Origin of the sequence: Pseudoneobacillus rhizosphaerae (genome assembly GCF_917563885.1) — a bacterium.
In the GTDB taxonomy this organism is placed as follows: domain Bacteria; phylum Bacillota; class Bacilli; order Bacillales; family Cytobacillaceae; genus Pseudoneobacillus; species Pseudoneobacillus rhizosphaerae.
Genome location: NZ_CAKJTG010000004.1, coordinates 79578 through 97282 on the forward strand (window position 1 = coordinate 79578; position 17705 = coordinate 97282).

The following is a 17705-nucleotide window of genomic DNA, read 5'->3' on the forward strand; positions in this document are numbered from 1 at the left end:
TTCTATTCCCCTTTTTTATAAATATTCAACCCAAAACATACATCTCTTTAAGCTTACGTTATTCCAAAAGCTCGAAATTAATAACGAACATTAGTTCTTATTTATATTATGACAATATTGTAGTTATTTGTCTATAAATGGGTACATTTTTAAAACTGTAGAGAACCCTGCCCACAAAAGTTGCAAACAAGGTCCAGTGATTGTTTTTTCCTTATTGAACTGTATACCCACCATCTAATACGACAGCTTGACCAGTAACCCCTCTTGCTTTTTCACTTGCTAAGAAAACAGCGTAATCAGCAATTTCCGAAACATCTAACAGTCTCTTCTGAGGTACTAAAGGATAGATAACCTCTTCTAGTACACTTTCAAGCTGAACATTTCTTGTTGTAGCTAGATCCTTTAGCTGATTTCTTACGAGTGGTGTATCGACGTAACCCGGGCACAAAGCATTTACTGTAATCCCATGCACAGCTCCCTCTAGAGCAGCCACTTTTGTTAAGCCAATTACGCCATGTTTAGCACTGTTATAAGCTGCTTTTCCAGCAAATCCAACAAGGCCATTTATCGACGCCATATTAATGACTCTTCCAAATCCTTGCTTTTTCATGATCGGGAAAACATTCTTGATACCTACAAACGGGGCCGTTAGCATAACTTTTATTAGAAGTTCAAATTTCTCAGTCGGAAATTCCTCTAAGTTTGATACGTACTGAAGCCCTGCATTATTGACTAAAATATCCAAACTCCCAAACGTTTCATAGGCTAATTCGAGGCTTCTTTTAAATGCTACCTCATCTGTAACATCACATGGTGCTGCAAGTGCCTCAAATCCTTCATCCTTTAACCTGGCAGCCACTTGCTCGCTTTTTTCCTTATTTAAATCCGAAATGACAACCTTTGCTCCCTCTTGTGCAAAAGCCCTTGCAATTTCTAACCCTATCCCACTTGCAGAACCAGTAATAAAAGCTGATTTCCCATCAAGGAGTTTTCCCATTCTAAACTACCTCCTAGTTTTGATTTGACAACAATTGAGGACTAACAATAAAGGAAGCCTCTGTTTTTTCTTGTACTTCCTTGATCGTTACCCCATCTTGTAATTCGATCAGTTGCATTCCGTCATTTGTAAAATCAAAAACGGCAAGTTCAGTAATGAGCCGATGCACCACTCTTTGTCCTGTCAATGGGAGTGTACAGTACTTTTTCACTTTTGATTCCCCGTGTTTATTCACATGTTCCATTACAACAACCACTCGTTTGGCTCCGTTGACAAGGTCCATTGCCCCGCCCATTCCCTTTACCATTTTTCCTGGTATCATCCAGTTCGCGAGGTCCCCATTTTCGGCAACCTCCATTCCACCTAGGATAGCTAGATCAATATGTCCACCACGAATCATGGCAAAAGATTCTGCACTATCAAAATATGAGGCTCCTGAAACTGCAGTAACGGTCTCTTTACCAGCGTTAATTAGATCCGCATCTACCTCATCATCTATAGGATATGGACCTATTCCTAGCAAACCATTTTCAGATTGAAGCATCACATTGTATTCGCTTGGAATTTCGTTGGCAACTAGAGTGGGCATTCCAATTCCAAGATTGACGTTCATCCCATCTTCAATTTCCAACACTGCTCGTTTAATGATTTTCAAACGTACATCCATCAAACTAAAACCTCCCTTATACTGTTGCTACAGTCCGTCTTTCGATTCGTTTTTCGTAGGCTGTTCCCTCAAAAACATGCTGTACATAGATGCCTGGGGTATGAATATGATTTGGATCTAACTCTCCTACACCTACCATTTCCTCCACCTCAGCAATAGTTACTTTCCCAGCCATCGCAGCAAGTGGATTAAAGTTACGAGCGGTATTTCGATAAATGATATTCCCATGAGGGTCTGCTTTCCAGCCTTTAATGAAGGCTAAGTCCCCTACTATTCCTTTTTCTAAAATAAATGTCTTCCCATCAAAATCTTTATGTTCTTTGCCTTCAGCAATAGGGGTGCCGACTCCTGTAGCCGTATAAAAGCCAGGGATTCCTGCACCACCTGCACGTATCCGTTCAGCAAGCGTCCCTTGAGGTACAAGCTCGACTTCTAATTCACCGCTTAAAAATTGCTTTTCAAAAATTTTGTTCTCACCTACATATGACGAAATCATTTTTTTGATTTGATGGTTTGCTAATAAAAGGCCTAGTCCCCAATCATCTACGCCACAGTTATTACTTACAATCGTAAGGTCCTTAACTCCCTTTTCCCGTAGAGCCAGGATTGCTTTTTCAGGAATTCCACAAAGACCAAACCCACCAACTATTAAAGTTGCTCCATCTTGAATTTGGCTAAATACATCATCAAAAGAATAAATTACTTTCCCAGTTGCCATCGATACCGTCCCCTTTCTTGCTTTTCAATGAATCTCGGTATGGTAGTTTACTAGACAAGTCCTAATAAAGAGTACAAAGCAATAATAAAGAAGACTGCTAATGTTTTAATAATAGTAATCGCGAAAATATCACGGTACGATTGCTTATGTGTTAAACCAGTAACAGCGAGTAATGTAATTACAGCTCCATTATGTGGAAGTGTATCCATACCACCAGATGCCATGGAAATAACACGGTGCATGACTTCAGGAGGAATATTAGCAACAGCAATCGCTTTATTATACGTTTCAGACATCGCACTTAACGCAATACCCATTCCACCAGAAGCAGAACCTGTTATACCAGCAAGAGTCGTTGTTGTCACAGCCCCATTCACAAGTGGGTTAGTAAACGTACCAGAAATACCATTACTGATCAAAGCGAAACCTGGTAGCGCTGCAATAACTCCACCAAATCCGTATTCAGCAGCTGTATTCATTGTTGCTAATAGCGAGCCTCCAATACTAGTATTAAGACCTTCTTTAAAGTTGAGTGTTACTCGTTTCCAGTCGTATAAAATGGTCGAAATAATACCAACAACCAATGCCATTTCTACAGCCCAAATACCTGCGAATGCTGTAACATCTACAACTCCAAGCGTATCTAAACCTACTTTTGTAAAATCAAATCCACTTGGATACCATTCGGGAATCATAGTGACAAATAATTTATTCATAACTCCAACAAGAATAAGTGGAACAAAAGCTAGAATCTGACGTCCAAGAGGCTGCTCAGTTGATAAAGTAGTGACTGCTTCTTCTTTACCTGATAATTTTTGTGCTTCTGCAGCTGCAGCTGTTTCAGAGGCAAATCCGAAATAACCCTCACCTGCTCTCTCTGCTTTTTTACGTCGTGATTCAAGATATAAAAGACCCACAATAAGGACGAATACCCCACCTAAAATTCCTAAAATAGGTGCTGCATAAATATCTGTTTTAAAGAAAGTTGTTGGAATAACGTTTTGAATTTGCGGTGTTCCTGGTAGGGCATCCATTGTAAACGTGAATGCACCAAGTGCAATTGTTCCTGGTATAAGTCTTTTTGGAATATTTGCTTGTCTGAACAATTGAGCTGCGAATGGGAAAATGGCAAATACTGCAACGAATAAACTAACTCCGCTATACGTTAAGATAGCTCCTAATAAAACGATCGATAACATCGCTCTTTTAGTTCCAATTGTTTTGACGATTGTTTTCGCAATCGATTCAGCAAGTCCTGACATTTCAACAACTTTACCGAAAATAGCCCCTAATAAAAAGACAGGAAAATAGTTCTTAATAAATCCAACCATCTTATCCATGAACACGCTTGAGAAAAATGGCAACACATGACTTGGTTCTGTTAATAAAACTGCAAAAAGTGCACAAATAGGCGCGAATAATATAACTGAAAATCCTCGGTAAGCTACAAACATTAATAGCCCAAGCGCCAATAAAATAACGATTAAATCCATGTAAATCCCCCTTATGAAATTGTTTCTACGTACCCCTTGTTCTTAACCCCTTTTAGTAAGCGGTTACATTTCTATACCAAAACCTCCTTTTCCAAATAATCTTCACAAATATCCGTTTTGCAAGTTCCGTGCCAAAACAACAGTCTATTCAAAATTATCAAAAAATAAAATACGAAATATTGTAGAATCATAGTTTTAAACATATAACCTGTAGCTATGTTAGTAAATGGGGCGAGAAAACAAAAAAAACTTCCGCTTTTCAGGAAATTTTTCAACAGTTCTATTCCGTCATTCAGGAACTTTCCGTATTTACGGAAAGTTCTCCTCTGAATAACCACTCGTATAGCCAAATTATCCTCTAACAAATCATTTATCTTTTTCAAAAGAAAAAAGGAAATAGGATATGACACCAGATAGAATTGCAGCACCACCTGCAATGAGCATTCTTGTTGGTAATTCAATTTCTGCGTAATCCTTCCCTAGCATCCACATTGCCAAAACGGCAACAAGGATCATAATGGGAATTACGATAGTTAACTTTTTCAACTCATATCTTCCTTTCAATTCATAACAACCTATGATTGTCTCTACCTATATATTATATTAACCATTAAGAATGCGCATTTCTAATTTGAAAATATGGGTCTACTTCCACTTTCCGTTACTACTAAATTTGACTGTTATATTCACATTTATCTCCATATTCTGATACTCCTCATACCAATTTAATTTCTTCCATCTCATGTATTTCATATGATTTCTCACATGCTGGCCAATCCCGATTGGATCTACTTGCATCTTTTGTAATTGTAATAACAACTTGTTTCCTTTACTTTTCAGTTGGTCACTAATCAATTTCTCTACCTTCATTTGAATGTTCGGATCAGATAAATCCTCTTCTCCAGTAAATTCAAGTACATCTCCTTGAATTTCAAGGTCTATAGTTGCAACAAGATTATCCATAGCTACCGAATTCACATCAATATGATGTTTCGTTTGAACATAGCTAAGCATGATTTGTTGCACTTTACCCTCTTCCAGTTCAATTTCTTGTTCTAAATCACCATGTATGATTTCTTTACGAAACAAAAATAACAACTTAGAATCTTCAGGATTCAAGTAGTCAATAAGCCTATCACCTTGGAATAGACCAACACCATCATACTTCAAATCATTATCTTCGACCTTATAGGCTGGGAGAATCGGATCCATTCCATCATCATATAAATCCCGGAGGAATTGAAAAATATCATAGTTAATGGTCTTACTTTCTGAATGTAACTTTGTAATGGCCTGTTCTAAAAAGGTCGCATTCTGGCCTTCATTCTCAATTTGTAAAGTCAAGATATCACTTGCTACTGGTTTGCCTAAAGCTAACAATACTCTCGAACCAATGTTGGGATCACGTACAAATGTATCTAACTGCGTTAGTAGCCCTTGTTTAGCTAACTCAGTTCCAAATAAAGATACCCTTATTTGTCCGCTCTCTAATTGCATATTCGTTTTATGTTTTAATTTTTCTCTTGCCGATTTACTAGACTTTCCTTCGACAATTATAGTTTTCCGATCATACTTTCCATCTTTAGTAATAATCGGAAAGGTTGCGGTTACCTTTAGATTTTCCTCATTTTCTTCACTGAGATCATAACCGATAGCATTAATGAGTGCTAAATCATCAATAATACGTTTTTGAGCACAGCCTGTAGTCATTAATAAAATACAGAATACAATAATTGTTTTTTTCATAGGCTATGTTCCTTATTCACTTTTCTTGTAAAAAAGGCAACAATCAATAGAATGAGCGGTAATAAAAAAGCAATTACTACTTCTATCCAAGCTAGATACTCTAACCATTGATCCACCTGTCTCATGATTTTTTGAAAAATGGATATGAAAAAACTAAGTGATAGTATAATCAGTAATAGGTACTTTGGTTTTATCCGTTGAAATTGTTGCTCTAATACTTCCTTTGAAGCCCATAAATACATAACCGTTGTAATCAACACCTTAAGTCCAAAAAGAGAAAAGATAAGATTTTCTACCCGTTCCAGCACTGGAAAAGATATATACTCTAACAAAGTGACGACTGGATACATATCCTCTAGTAGCATATCAAAGCTAAAAAAACCGAAGCTTACGAAACACACGCCAAGATAAATAATGGATGTTATTGTATTTCCAACTAGAATCGCTTTTAGCCGCTTCTCCTCAACATTATGTAAAAATAAAATAACAAGTTCGTAACCTAAAAGAGCCGTATAAATTCCTGCTCCCCCTCTTAATAGGTCTTTTTCTCCTTGAAAAATAAATGGGGTTAGTCGGATAAAACTAAAGTCAGGAAGGTGAAATAATAGCAAAAATATAGTCCAAACCGTAAAATAAAACAAAACAACTGTAGCTTTAGCAATATGATAAATCCCCCTTTTTACGAGGAGATACGTTAATATTAACCCCATTGTCATAAGTAATAGTGTTGAAACGTTTTGATAAAACAACATTTTTAGAAGAAGGATGTATTTAACCATTACCATCGTCCCTAAGCCTAGCCATATTCCCGCTAAGAATAAAGACAGAATTAGCCTAATCCATTTAGGGATGCCATTCACTAACTCAAACATTGACCTACCAGCACCAACTTTAAAGACAAACCATATCAAAATAAGATTGATATTTACAATTACGCTTACGATAATAATACTTATCCAGCCATTTGTCCCAAATGCTTCCCCTGTGAGCCTCGGTAAGGAAAACAAAATAACCCCTGACTGGATCATATAAACTAAGATGGACACTTGAATGGGCGATAATTTTTCCTTCATATGCACATCTTATCCTTTCAGTTTTTTCTTAAATGGACCTCTTAAAAGCGTATATTTTAAAAATTTAGGATACATTGGTGAAATAGGTAGTAGGTATGGAGAGTTTAAATTGGTTAAGCCTGATAAATGAATGATGACGATTCCCATGCCAAAAACAATCCCAATATTCCCCCAAAATCCTGCAATAATAATAAAACTAAAACGGACAATTCGAATGGATGCACTCATCAAATAACTTGGAATAACAAAGGATGCAATGGCAGAAGCTGCCACCACAATTATAAGGATATTACTTGTAATCCCTGCTTCTACAGCAGCTTGGCCAATTACAATTCCTCCTACAATCCCGATTGTTTGACCAACCTTTGTCGGAAGCCTTGCCCCAGCCTCCCTTAATAGCTCTAATAATAATTCTAAAAACAATGCTTCAATAACTGGTGGAAATGGTACTCTGCTCCTTGATTCAAGCAAGGTAGGTAACAATGCTTGAGGTATCATTTCGTAATGATAGGTTGTAACGGATACATATAAAGCAGTAAAGACTAACGTGATCATGATGGCAATATACCGTAATATTCTAATAAAACTACTTACAACCCAACGTTGGCCAAAATCGTCCATTGATTCCATAAAATCAAAGAAACTTACTGGTGTACAAAAGGCGAATGGACTATCATCAAGCAACCCAACTATTTTCCCATCAAACAATTTATATACTGTAACGTCGGGTCTTTCCGTTGTGTAAAATTGTGGAAATGGCGAATTTGGGTGTTCATCAATGTATTGAACAAGCATATTGGTATCGACTATTCCATCATTTTTTATAGAACTTATCCGTTTCTTTAAATGGTCGATATCTGTCTCCGAGACAAGGTCCTCTAAATAAAGTAAATAGACAACCTTTTTAGCCTGACTTCCAACATATAATTTAATTGCCTTCAGTTTAGAGCTTAATACTCTTCTTCGAATTAACGACAAGTTTACATCAATCGACTCAACAAAGGCATCATGAGCACCAAGTATTACGGTTTCAGTTTCTGAAGGGGAAATAGACCTTGTCTCACCGTTTTTAACAGGGATATCATAGGCAATATCCTGAAAGAACAATATACAACTACCACTTAGTACTGCCTCTTCTACGTTTATGACATCTTGTAATACTGGAAACTCTGATTGATTTAAGTAGGCTTCAAACTCTTCTTTTGTTACATTTCTTATTTCTGAAAGGTGCTGATCATAAATCGTCTTATCTATTAAATATGGAAAGTAATATATTTTAATATCTAGATGTGGAAATTCGGTGCAGCTTAAGTCAGAGCAATTTTGAAAAAATGACTGAAATTCACTTATATTAGACTTTTTATCTTGTTTGTTTTGAATAGCGTTCCTTGCTGTTTTTTCATGCGATGATGTAGTTTCATTTTTCTCTATTTGTTTTTCTAGCTCTTTAAAGTAGCGATTGCGATGATTACGCATTCGCATCCGCTCCATTCACGTTTTTATTTACATTTTTTACTTGCACAGGTATTTTATACATTTATCTAGGTGCTTACTAATAATATGTAGAAGAAACATTAATTTAGGATGAAACAGGAGGTTAACGATGAACAAATTAAATCCATTTCCCCCTTGGGAAGAACATTACTTTTGGGTAAATATACTGTTAGACCATGCTGTATTTGTGCGGGATTATTTATCTCCTGTTGAAGTACAACTAGTAGAAGAAGCTAATACGTTTATCACAAGATTTACAAAGGTTAGACAACAGCTCGAGCAAATTCCGAAAATGAGCCAAATGGATTCTCAGAGTTTAATTGAATTCTCCAAGATATCAGCACAAATATCCTTTGATTATTACCGATTTGAAGGGAAAATTTTGAACTTAAAGATGTATAATGCAGTAAATATAAATATTACCCCGACCTATTTTAACGGGACATTAAGTGAGAATGCTGAATATTTAAGGATTCTACACTATTACATGCAAGGATCAGATTATCCACCATTACCATTAGTAGATTTACTTGACCTTTGGTTAGAAGACCAACTTGGCCATGCAGCTTTGTTAAGGAGAGCACTTGATGGTGTTGAGTTAGTACTACTGGAACGTGTGAGTAAACTAAGTCAACTATTTTCCGCTCATATTATTAAAAACGAAGCAATGAAAGGATATTTACGATTCCTTCCTCCACATTTTCCTGCACAAATCTTTTTCGCTCGTGAAGTTAGTGGAACAGTATTTGCCTTTAATCAGCTTGTAGAACAAGTCATCATACTTTATAAGGGAAAAGAAGTATTAAATTCTACCACTCTCCGTTTCTTAGAGCACCATTTTCCTGAATCGTGTTATTTTTTAACAAAGCTTAGTGGCTTTGTACCTGAAATGCAACAACAATCCTGCTCTCTATCCTCCTATTTTGTGAATCATAATCAGGTTAGTTGATTTGAATTTGCGCCTCTCTCCCCTCCTCCAGTATAAGTATAAAATTATACTAATTTGACATGATAGGAATGGAGGGATATGCATGAATATAAAATTTCCTACAGTTATATGCCCAAATTGCCAATCACAGCATGAAATTAACTCAGTTTTAACTGCCCAGTCTAATCAAAATGTCATATACGATTGCCCTGATTGTGGTTTTAACCTTAGAAATATTGAAACAAGTAAAGGCTAAAAAGTTAACTCCCCAATACCTTACATTCGCATTTTATCGAGGAAGTAATATACAATAAGTGTATATTGTATATTGGAGGTAAAAAATGAAAACTGTCATTCTATATACTCAAGAAACTTGCCCACCTTGTCACGCGGAAAAACTATGGTTAAAAGAAAATGGAATTGAATTTGAAGAAAGAGACATTCGTAAAAATGACCAATTTTTACAGGAACTAATTCAATTAGGTGCTTCGGCTACTCCAGCAACCGTAATTAAGGATGACAACGGTGAAGAAGTCATTTTAGGCTATGATCAAGAAGCGTTAGCTGAAAAATTAGGATTATAATTGACCATTTTTTCAAAAATAGAAATAGTCACCTTGCCGATTTTTTAGGCTTAGGTGACTTTTTTAAATTGTAATACAATATATAATTGTAGGAAAAAGGATATACTTAATGACATAGAAGATCGAGGTGCTTTACCTGAAAAAATCAATACTGTTTTCTTCATCCTTATCTATTATTCTATTTTTCTTGTTTTCACCAATTATTTTTCAATTAACGGACTACTTACATCCGATTGTTTTAGCAACTGTATTGCTTTGTTTGTGGGCTTTCATCACTTTTATAGTATTACTAATCCGGAAAGAAACCATTTCTATTTCGTATACCACTTTCCTTTTATTTCTAGGATTATATACGTTAAGCCTTTTAGTCTTATTATTTTTTCGTCCAAGCAATCAAAGTTATGGTACATACAACCTTATTCCTTTTTCAACTATTTACTTCTTTCTTTCAGGGAAGGTTAATTTGCTTATTTCCTTCTATAATTTGACTGCTAATGTAGTTTTGTTTATTCCATATGGTATTTTCCTTATGATTAAAGGTTGTAAATTTTCTAAAAGTGAATATATCTATTTACCTTTAGTTTCCATAACAGTAGTGGAGTGTTTACAATACATAACTCGCCGAGGAAGCTTAGATATTGATGATCTTATATTAAATTTAATTGGGGTGTTTTTAGGGTATCTCCTATATCCTGTATTTAGGAGGGTTATCATTATCTCTCGAGAACAAAAACGTCAAGTACAATAGAAAGACCCTTGTCTTCCACTGTACATGACGTTTTTAGTTAACACCTATAGCCCCCGCTACATCGTAATCACCAATATTTAACTCCAATTCCCTACCCTGTGCAAGCTTCGCTAATTCTGCCCCTAGATAAGGTCCAGCTGTTAACCCCGATGCCCCTAGTCCATTGGAAACTAATAATCCTTGATAATTTGGCAAAGATCCAATGACAGGTAGAAAACCTGGAGTGAATGGTCGAAAGCCCACTCTTGTTTCAAGGATTTTGCTGTCCGCTAAACCAGGTGCCACGAGCAAGGCTTTACCCAACACTTCATTCAACCCACCAGCTGTTACTCGTAGATCAAGTCCAGCATCATCCTCATGTGTTGCCCCCACAACCACTCGTCCATCTTCAAATGAAAGGATATATTGATCATTTGGCGGCATGACGACTGGCCAATCGCTAGTATCCATATTTCCGATTTCAAGGTGTACAATTTGTGCCTTTTGAGGTTTTACTAAAAATTCCACATTTAAGGGCTGTAAAAGTTCTTTGGCCCAAACACCACCTGTAACAATTACAAGGTCAGCTTCCAGAATCTTATTATTTAAGTTTACTCCCATTATTTGATTATTTTTATGAATGAGATTTGCATTTCCTTCCAGTAAACTAGCTCCATACTTTACTGCAGCATTCACAAGTGCTTGACGAAGGGCCCTTCCATTAACACGAGCTCCACCGCTTACGTAAACCGACCCATATGCTTCACTTAAAGGCGGAAATAACCTCTTTGTTTCAGTCTGGGATAGAATTGTGATTTCACCAATTTCAGGTGCTTCTTCACGGCGTTTGCGCGCTCGCTCTGCCATTTTTTCCAGTTTTTCTAGCTCTGTATGTAGACTAATAGCCCCCACTTGTTTATATCCTGTTTCCGTTTCTCCAACGTCGCTTAATTGTTCAATCAATGAAGGATAGTACCGTGCTCCCCCTTTTACTAGCTGATACCAGGCTTTATTCCGTCTTTGGGACAGCCATGGACAAACTATTCCCGCTGCAGCATCTGTTGCCTGACCTAAATCATGTCGATCCACTAAAGTGACTTCCACTTCCGCTTTTGCTAGGTGGTAAGCAGTTGATGCTCCTAATATGCCTGCCCCTACCACAATAACTCTCTGCATTTTGAACACCTTTTCTATTAATAATATTGATATCTCCATTATAACCAAATTCATGACTTTTCCGACTAAAACCAAAAAACTCTGTCTTCGTGACAGAGCTTTTTTTAGTAGTCTTAAGGTAAAAAAGATCCAAAACAATCTTATCTATAATTATTATGAATCGGCTCCATTACGGAGTCCTCTACTTTTCGAACTATGATAAATTTATCGATGTTATCCAATCCATGCAAATTTGCATTGTGATGATTAATGATTTGTTCTGCTTTTAAAACTTTATTATCTGTTGTGGAATGAGCGTCAGCGACTAGAGTCACATCATAACCAAGTGTGGTCGCTCTTCGACATGTCGTATCCACACAATATTCTGTTTTACAGCCTACAATCACTAAATGATTAGCTCCAATTGCTTGCAGTTCCTCATGAAGGTTCGTTCCATGAAAGGCATCTGTAGCAACTTTATGGATAATACGGTCACTTTCTAAAGGGGCAATCGCAGGGTGGATTTGGAACTCCTTAGATTCTTGTGGCGCAACATCTAAATCCTGTACATAAAGAATAGGTATTTCTCGTAATCTAGCATCCGAGATAATCTGATTAATATTAGTCAATAATGCCTCACTATTAAAAACATGACCAGATTCCGCTTCAACAATTCCAACTTGAACATCAATAATTAGTAATGCCGTTTTTTCGTTCATCAGCTTTTTTCCTCCAATAAATTCAATATGAAATAATATCACTCAAATGTAAGACGATAGCCTTTCACAATGATTCCATCATTAGCTGGTTCAAAGTCAAATTCGGGTAAACGTTGAAAGCCTATACGTTGATATAATTTCACAGCACTTTCCATGAAATCGGCCGTATGCAATCCAATCGCTTGAAATCCGTTGACTTTTGCCCGTCGAATACACTCCAAAATCAAAGCAGCTGCTATCCCCTTCCCCCGTGCCTCAGGAGATACAGCTAGCATGCGTATTTCAGGGTATTGAAGCTCAATAGCAGTACCTACATAAGCGTCTGTGTTAGCTGGAAATAAAACAACACTGCCTACAATTTCCCCATCTAACTCAGCAACAATACACTCCACTCCAAATTGAGTATCTTTATCCGAGAGAAGTGCATTTTTCAAGGTATTCCAATGTTTTTCAGGAATACTATTTGCGTGTTCTTCATATGATTTGATCCTTTGATTTCGGATATACGGTATTTCATCTTCTCTTGCATCTCTTATAATCATGGCATCTCCTGCTATTGCTGTTTTTATTTTTGTATAAGCTCTGTTAAATAAGAATGTTGTTTTTGGACAGATGGATGAGGACATAGAATCCGCTATTTGATCCATATTAGGCTATTTTCGTGTTTGGGCGGACATACAATCCGCTATTTACGCTATTTCATAGAATATAGCCTCTAATTATCTAATATAACGGAACCTGTGTCCGCAAAAGCCCTAAAAACCTCTCTTTTTACTAAAATAGCGGAACCAATGTCCGCAAACCCCAACCATATTGATAAAAACAACATTAAACTTTAACTGAGCCTTTGTATAAGAAATTTCTCTTCTTTTTTACTCAGTTCTTGTCGATTATGTTTAGTAAGAAATCCTGATAGATCCGGACCCTTTGGTAAAATTTGATTATGTCCCTTTTGATCATCACTCGCGATATGGTGCGATAGATGATAGTGCCTCTTAATCGCATCAAAATCTGTCGTATTCCCGAAGCCAGGTGTTTGATATAAATCTCGTAAGTAGCCCCATAAATGAGGAAAATCAATGATACGGTTTCTATTTGTCTTAAAGGCGGCGTAATAGGCCACATCAAATCGAACTAATGTGGAATAAAGACGAACATCTGAATCAGTAATAAAATCTCCAAATAGGAATCTTCTTTCCGAAAGGCGTTGCTCTAATTCATCTAATCTATCAAATAGGATGTCATATGCCTGTTCATAGGCTTCCTGTGATAAAGCAAAGCCGCATTTATAGACACCGTTATTTATATCATGGAAGATAACGTCATTTAATGCATCCATTTCAGCCCTTAAGATTTGCGGATAAAGATCTGGAGCATTTTCTCTATGAAATGGTGACCATACCGTTTCGAAGTAGTTTGTTAGTTTAAAATAATCATTATTCACGACCCTCTGTTCCTTCACATCCACCATTACTGGTACGGTTGGCCGCCCCATGTATTCTGGGTCTGTTTTCTTGTAGATTTCACTTAGATACCTAATCCCTAATATTGGATCCACTTTATTCTCATCTAAATAAAATTCCCAATCCACATGAGGGAGCTTTGGTCGCATTGGACCTGCAGTTCCTAAACTGATGACCTTTTCTAATCCAAGTATGCTACGAACGATTACAGCTCGATGGGCCCACGGACAGATTGCCGACCATAAAAGTCGATATCTTCCTGCCTCAACCGGAAGCTCACCTTCATTCGTTCCAAACGGTGTAATAAATCTATTTTTTTGACGATTAAATGACCCATCCACCTTCATTTCTTTAACGGTCCCAACTTTACATTGTTGACTTGATAGCTGTTCATTTACAGACATCCAATACACCCTTTCCTTCTATATATTTAGATATTCCACTTTCTCTTCAAATATCCCCCTATAAAAGCAAAAAAACTTCAATATAAAGAGCACTCCAAAATAATTCGGAGTGCCTACTTTTTACTCTTTTAAAATTAAATGCACTTGGAAATTTAGATTCCCTGTTTAATCTTTTAGTTATTTTTCCTTTTCTATCCATTCGATTAATTCAGATATCGCATCCTCAAAATCAACTGCTGCTGTACCATCCTCGGGGATTTGCTCCAAACTGTTCTGATACTCTTCCAGTTTTTCACATAGATCGTCCAAGTTTTCTCCTGAATTTAGTTTTTTTGCTTTATACTGCTTTGCTTTTTTCAAAAGTTCACGAAACTCGTCATCTTCACTAATTTCATCTGCGAGACTCCATACTTCTTGAAGAACCGTTTCTAACTTTTGTACAGAATTGTGCAATTTTTGTAACTTATCCATCGTCATTTCCAAATACAGCCTCATTTCATCATTGGAATATATCGTCTAATCATTGAATTTAAACCTATATATACCAATATAACTTTCACTATCAATTTTTACAAACAAACTTATAACCTCTTCTGAAACACTTTAAGGCAAATTGGTTGACACTATATATTTACGAATAGTAAGCTATCTTCACGCTTACTATTCGTAAGTAAAAAAGATTATCGGAGGAAAATAATATGTTATTAACGGAGCAAAGCCTCTCAACCGTTATCCGTGAACGCCACTCAGTTAGAAAATATGATCCAAATTATAAAATATCTAAAAACGAACTATCAGAAATGATTTCTGAAGCCACTCTTGCTCCTTCGTCTAGTAACCTTCAGCCTTGGAAATTTATTGTGATTCAGGACACCAATTTTAAAAAAGAACTTCGCACAATTGCAAATAATCAGGAACAAGTTGAAACGTCGTCAGCTGTTATTGCTGTTCTAGGTGATAAAGAAATGTACAACAATGCTGAAAAAGTTGGGCGTTGTGCTTATGAAGCAGGGCTAATTGATGAGGCAACAATGACACGTATGATTGAAGGATCTATCAAGTTATACTCATCCGCTACAGTAGAAAACAGAACCCAAATTGCGACCTATGACGCTGGTCTTGTTTCGATGCAGCTGATGTTGATCGCAAAAGCAAGAGGATATGACACTGTACCAATGGGCGGCTTCGATAAACAGAAATTTATTGATCGATTCGAGGTTTCAGATCGATATTTTCCAATCGTGCTAATTGCAATTGGAAAAGCTGCGGCTCCAGGTAGACAGACTACCCGCCTTCCATTAAATGAAGTTGTTAGTTTTATCTAACGCTTAATCTTAAGCAAATGAAAAAAAGTGTCAGGATGCACCCTGACACTTTTTTATCATTATTCCGCCATTTTTTTTATATAATTAATAAATCCATCTCTATGCCCTTCCTTATCAATAATATTTCGAACATAGTGAGGATCCCTTAACAATCCATTTTCTTTAGACTTTAATAGGTAGGGTTTTATTTTTTCATTCCTCATTAATTCTTGATACCATTTCTCTTCATTAAGTTCTAACCAAATGTCCTCAATGGTAGGGTCTTTGATTTTAAGGATATATTTACGCACACCTTCGATAATTAAACCACCAGCTATTAAGCATAAAAATATGAAAGTCATGAATGTCACTCTTTTCAGACAAATGTATTAGCACTTTTTCACTATGTATTCTTCGCATCGCAACCGCTTTTCACACCTACCTTCAGCAGTCATCATTACTTATTCATGCATTTTTTCAAATCAAGAATCGACTGAAGATGCATGCCCTCATGAAAAATAGTTCGAATTAATACCTGCTCAATTGTATACATACCCATTTCAGTAGGCGCAAATTCTTCATCTAATCTGTTACCATAAACCTCTTTAATTTTTCTTGGTTGATCCTTTAGTAATGCTATTAAATCCTCAATTGAAGGTGTTTCAGCAGTGAAATTCCTTGGAGAAGATCCATACCCAAACCAAGAATTAAATTGTTCAGGGACACCTACTTTTTCTTTCGTCACTGCCTCAATCCATAAATATTGGTCCAGATAAATATGACCTAAATTCCAACGAATATTATTATTAAATCCCTTCGGAACTAGTTTTGCTTCCTCATTTGACACATTCTCTACTGCTCGCAATATATCACTTCGATAACTTTCTAATTGATTAAATAATACTTCATGTCGTTGTTTCATCCAACAATCCCCCAATTAGTTGGTTTTTCAAATTGTGCATTTTTCATCTAGCAATTGAAATAACTGCCTTAAATTTTCCTTTGGTATTTTTTCATAACGGTCACCAATACTTAACTCAAAAGAGCACGTATCCATACTTGTTTCTTTTAGATTACTTGTTATACCAATTCCAGTTGCTACGTAAATCTCAGCTAAAATAGGTTCAAGCTTCTCTCTTTGTAGCTCAAAATGAACGTGGAACATGTTTGAAACTGGTTGTTTAGGAGTTGTCGAGATCGCATAGCACTGGTTAAAAAGTTCAGCCAATTCTCTCGCTTCATTAAAATACTGCTCCATTTTAGCTATTCGTAGATTGAAAAAGTATTCAGCACTAAGGATATACGGATAAAGACTAATCAAATCCCCACCATGGCGTCTTTTCCATACTTTTGATTCCTCTGTAAAGATATTTTCACCAGCTAAAATAGCCCCGGCCACTCCACCAATCCCTTTATAGAAAGAAATATATACACTATCAAATAGCTCACAGATTTCAGCTGCAGTTTTTTGATAATATGGAAGTATTTCATAAAGTCTTGCACCATCTAAATGAAGTTTGATACCGTTCTTCCGGCAGTAAGTCGAGATATCTTCTAGTGTTTTGTACTCCGGCAACTGTCCACCAATTTCCCGTTGTGGTAGCTCAAGCAATAAGCAGGATACTTCCTCCTCCAAGTGAACAACATCATCTAATTGAATCACCTTATCTTTATCAGCTAACAAAATGGTTTCAATATGGTGCAATTCCTTTAGACCATCTTCTTCATGAATTTCAAGATGACACAAAGGATGATACGCTACTCTTTTTATCCCTTTTCGGTCACACCATATTCTTAATGCGATTTGTTGAGCCATCGTACCGCTTGGAAAAAAAACCGCACTCTCTTTCCCTAAATACTCCGCCATTTTCTTTTCGAAATCTTCTATAACCATTCCATTGCCGTAAATATCACTTTCCAGCTCATCATCAATTTCTTCCAATGCCTTTTTCAAAATGTTAATATTTCTAACTCCATGTCCAGCTAATTGATAGGTGGTTTTTTTAAAAGCATTTAATAAAAGATTTTTCCCCACAGTTTACCAGCTCCTCCATCTAATAATTTTACAAAATGCTTTCATATCCCTTCTTTTTAGAAAAATACAATGATTTTTTCCTAATAAAGGGATTTCTACTAGTAAAAACGAATTTTTTCATAGTGGGACCTTGTTTGCTAAAAGTGGTTTTTAAAGAAGAGATTTTGAGTGATTTTCTGCTTGATTGGAGGATATATC

Annotated in this window: 20 protein-coding genes; 4 read left to right on the forward strand and 16 right to left on the reverse strand. The window is 36.4% G+C overall.

Annotation, left to right across the window (positions count from 1 at the left end; translation table 11 throughout):
* Window positions 1–211 precede the first annotated feature (211 nt).
* From LRP83_RS04070 to LRP83_RS04105, 8 genes are all read right to left on the reverse strand, one after another.
* On the reverse strand, window positions 212–997 hold the full coding sequence (locus tag LRP83_RS04070; protein ID WP_230495401.1) for a 3-hydroxybutyrate dehydrogenase: 786 nt from the start codon (window positions 995–997) through the stop codon (window positions 212–214).
* A gap of 13 nt (window positions 998–1010) precedes the next feature.
* Window positions 1011–1664: a 3-oxoacid CoA-transferase subunit B gene (locus LRP83_RS04075; protein WP_435531326.1), complete on the reverse strand. Its 654-nt coding sequence runs from the start codon at window positions 1662–1664 to the stop codon at window positions 1011–1013.
* A 16-nt stretch (window positions 1665–1680) separates the two neighbouring features.
* Window positions 1681–2382: a CoA transferase subunit A gene (locus LRP83_RS04080; protein WP_230495403.1), complete on the reverse strand. Its 702-nt coding sequence runs from the start codon at window positions 2380–2382 to the stop codon at window positions 1681–1683.
* A 50-nt stretch (window positions 2383–2432) separates the two neighbouring features.
* A complete protein-coding gene (locus LRP83_RS04085; protein WP_230495404.1) occupies window positions 2433–3875 on the reverse strand; it encodes a GntP family permease in 1443 nt (480 codons plus the stop codon).
* A gap of 366 nt (window positions 3876–4241) precedes the next feature.
* Window positions 4242–4421, reverse strand: a complete 180-nt coding sequence (locus LRP83_RS04090; RefSeq protein WP_230495405.1) for a histidine kinase — start codon at window positions 4419–4421, stop codon at window positions 4242–4244.
* A 99-nt stretch (window positions 4422–4520) separates the two neighbouring features.
* Entirely contained in the window at window positions 4521–5621 is a 1101-nt protein-coding gene (locus LRP83_RS04095; RefSeq protein WP_230495406.1) for a Ger(x)C family spore germination protein, read from the reverse strand.
* A complete protein-coding gene (locus LRP83_RS04100; protein ID WP_230495407.1) occupies window positions 5618–6694 on the reverse strand; it encodes a GerAB/ArcD/ProY family transporter in 1077 nt (358 codons plus the stop codon). The genes LRP83_RS04095 and LRP83_RS04100 overlap by 4 nt, the downstream gene beginning before the upstream one ends.
* A gap of 9 nt (window positions 6695–6703) precedes the next feature.
* Complete coding sequence (locus LRP83_RS04105) at window positions 6704–8170, reverse strand: spore germination protein (protein WP_230495408.1); 1467 nt, start codon at window positions 8168–8170, stop codon at window positions 6704–6706.
* Window positions 8171–8297: 127 nt separating this feature from the next.
* Here LRP83_RS04105 and LRP83_RS04110 point away from each other — a divergent pair, with 127 nt between their 5' ends.
* The 3 genes from LRP83_RS04110 to LRP83_RS04120 all read left to right on the forward strand — a co-directional run bounded on the left by LRP83_RS04110 (window position 8298) and on the right by LRP83_RS04120 (window position 10448).
* Window positions 8298–9137: a DUF2935 domain-containing protein gene (locus tag LRP83_RS04110; RefSeq protein WP_230495409.1), complete on the forward strand. Its 840-nt coding sequence runs from the start codon at window positions 8298–8300 to the stop codon at window positions 9135–9137.
* Window positions 9138–9457: 320 nt separating this feature from the next.
* Window positions 9458–9700, forward strand: a complete 243-nt coding sequence (locus LRP83_RS04115; RefSeq protein WP_230495410.1) for a glutaredoxin family protein — start codon at window positions 9458–9460, stop codon at window positions 9698–9700.
* Window positions 9701–9827: 127 nt separating this feature from the next.
* Window positions 9828–10448, forward strand: a complete 621-nt coding sequence (locus LRP83_RS04120) for a VanZ family protein (protein WP_230495411.1) — start codon at window positions 9828–9830, stop codon at window positions 10446–10448.
* A gap of 33 nt (window positions 10449–10481) precedes the next feature.
* Here LRP83_RS04120 and LRP83_RS04125 read toward each other — a convergent pair whose 3' ends face one another.
* From LRP83_RS04125 to LRP83_RS04145, 5 genes are all read right to left on the reverse strand, one after another.
* Window positions 10482–11612, reverse strand: a complete 1131-nt coding sequence (locus LRP83_RS04125) for an NAD(P)/FAD-dependent oxidoreductase (protein WP_290369492.1) — start codon at window positions 11610–11612, stop codon at window positions 10482–10484.
* Window positions 11613–11743: 131 nt separating this feature from the next.
* Window positions 11744–12301, reverse strand: a complete 558-nt coding sequence (locus tag LRP83_RS04130; protein ID WP_230495413.1) for a cysteine hydrolase family protein — start codon at window positions 12299–12301, stop codon at window positions 11744–11746.
* A 38-nt stretch (window positions 12302–12339) separates the two neighbouring features.
* Complete coding sequence (locus LRP83_RS04135; RefSeq protein ID WP_354002322.1) at window positions 12340–12948, reverse strand: GNAT family N-acetyltransferase; 609 nt, start codon at window positions 12946–12948, stop codon at window positions 12340–12342.
* A gap of 188 nt (window positions 12949–13136) precedes the next feature.
* On the reverse strand, window positions 13137–14168 hold the full coding sequence (locus LRP83_RS04140) for a glutathione S-transferase family protein (RefSeq protein ID WP_230495414.1): 1032 nt from the start codon (window positions 14166–14168) through the stop codon (window positions 13137–13139).
* 177 nt (window positions 14169–14345) lie between these two features.
* A complete protein-coding gene (locus tag LRP83_RS04145) occupies window positions 14346–14663 on the reverse strand; it encodes a hypothetical protein (RefSeq protein ID WP_230495415.1) in 318 nt (105 codons plus the stop codon).
* 203 nt (window positions 14664–14866) lie between these two features.
* Here LRP83_RS04145 and LRP83_RS04150 point away from each other — a divergent pair, with 203 nt between their 5' ends.
* On the forward strand, window positions 14867–15493 hold the full coding sequence (locus tag LRP83_RS04150; RefSeq protein ID WP_230495416.1) for a nitroreductase family protein: 627 nt from the start codon (window positions 14867–14869) through the stop codon (window positions 15491–15493).
* A gap of 59 nt (window positions 15494–15552) precedes the next feature.
* Here LRP83_RS04150 and LRP83_RS04155 read toward each other — a convergent pair whose 3' ends face one another.
* The 3 genes from LRP83_RS04155 to LRP83_RS04165 form a co-directional block, all read right to left on the reverse strand.
* On the reverse strand, window positions 15553–15834 hold the full coding sequence (locus LRP83_RS04155; protein WP_230495417.1) for a hypothetical protein: 282 nt from the start codon (window positions 15832–15834) through the stop codon (window positions 15553–15555).
* A gap of 95 nt (window positions 15835–15929) precedes the next feature.
* Complete coding sequence (locus tag LRP83_RS04160; protein ID WP_230495418.1) at window positions 15930–16394, reverse strand: DinB family protein; 465 nt, start codon at window positions 16392–16394, stop codon at window positions 15930–15932.
* A gap of 27 nt (window positions 16395–16421) precedes the next feature.
* Window positions 16422–17507 carry a threonine aldolase family protein gene (locus tag LRP83_RS04165; protein WP_230495419.1) on the reverse strand — a complete coding sequence of 362 codons (1086 nt, stop codon included), beginning with the start codon at window positions 17505–17507 and terminating at the stop codon, window positions 16422–16424.
* Between the last annotated feature and the right edge of the window lie 198 nt (window positions 17508–17705).

What these genes read in the sequence shown, in the direction of transcription:
- LRP83_RS04070 (WP_230495401.1), bottom strand. Translation starts at nt 997, where the DNA reads ATGGGAAAACTCCTTGATGGGAAATCAGCTTTTATTACTGGTTCTGCA.
- LRP83_RS04075 (WP_435531326.1), bottom strand. Translation starts at nt 1,664, where the DNA reads ATGGATGTACGTTTGAAAATCATTAAACGAGCAGTGTTGGAAATTGAA.
- LRP83_RS04080 (WP_230495403.1), bottom strand. Translation starts at nt 2,382, where the DNA reads ATGGCAACTGGGAAAGTAATTTATTCTTTTGATGATGTATTTAGCCAA.
- LRP83_RS04085 (WP_230495404.1), bottom strand. Translation starts at nt 3,875, where the DNA reads ATGGATTTAATCGTTATTTTATTGGCGCTTGGGCTATTAATGTTTGTA.
- LRP83_RS04095 (WP_230495406.1), bottom strand. Translation starts at nt 5,621, where the DNA reads ATGAAAAAAACAATTATTGTATTCTGTATTTTATTAATGACTACAGGC.
- LRP83_RS04100 (WP_230495407.1), bottom strand. Translation starts at nt 6,694, where the DNA reads ATGAAGGAAAAATTATCGCCCATTCAAGTGTCCATCTTAGTTTATATG.
- LRP83_RS04105 (WP_230495408.1), bottom strand. Translation starts at nt 8,170, where the DNA reads ATGCGTAATCATCGCAATCGCTACTTTAAAGAGCTAGAAAAACAAATA.
- LRP83_RS04110 (WP_230495409.1), top strand. Translation starts at nt 8,298, where the DNA reads ATGAACAAATTAAATCCATTTCCCCCTTGGGAAGAACATTACTTTTGG.
- LRP83_RS04115 (WP_230495410.1), top strand. Translation starts at nt 9,458, where the DNA reads ATGAAAACTGTCATTCTATATACTCAAGAAACTTGCCCACCTTGTCAC.
- LRP83_RS04130 (WP_230495413.1), bottom strand. Translation starts at nt 12,301, where the DNA reads ATGAACGAAAAAACGGCATTACTAATTATTGATGTTCAAGTTGGAATT.
- LRP83_RS04135 (WP_354002322.1), bottom strand. Translation starts at nt 12,948, where the DNA reads ATGGATCAAATAGCGGATTCTATGTCCTCATCCATCTGTCCAAAAACA.
- LRP83_RS04140 (WP_230495414.1), bottom strand. Translation starts at nt 14,168, where the DNA reads ATGTCTGTAAATGAACAGCTATCAAGTCAACAATGTAAAGTTGGGACC.
- LRP83_RS04145 (WP_230495415.1), bottom strand. Translation starts at nt 14,663, where the DNA reads ATGAGGCTGTATTTGGAAATGACGATGGATAAGTTACAAAAATTGCAC.
- LRP83_RS04150 (WP_230495416.1), top strand. Translation starts at nt 14,867, where the DNA reads ATGTTATTAACGGAGCAAAGCCTCTCAACCGTTATCCGTGAACGCCAC.
- LRP83_RS04155 (WP_230495417.1), bottom strand. Translation starts at nt 15,834, where the DNA reads ATGACTTTCATATTTTTATGCTTAATAGCTGGTGGTTTAATTATCGAA.
- LRP83_RS04160 (WP_230495418.1), bottom strand. Translation starts at nt 16,394, where the DNA reads ATGAAACAACGACATGAAGTATTATTTAATCAATTAGAAAGTTATCGA.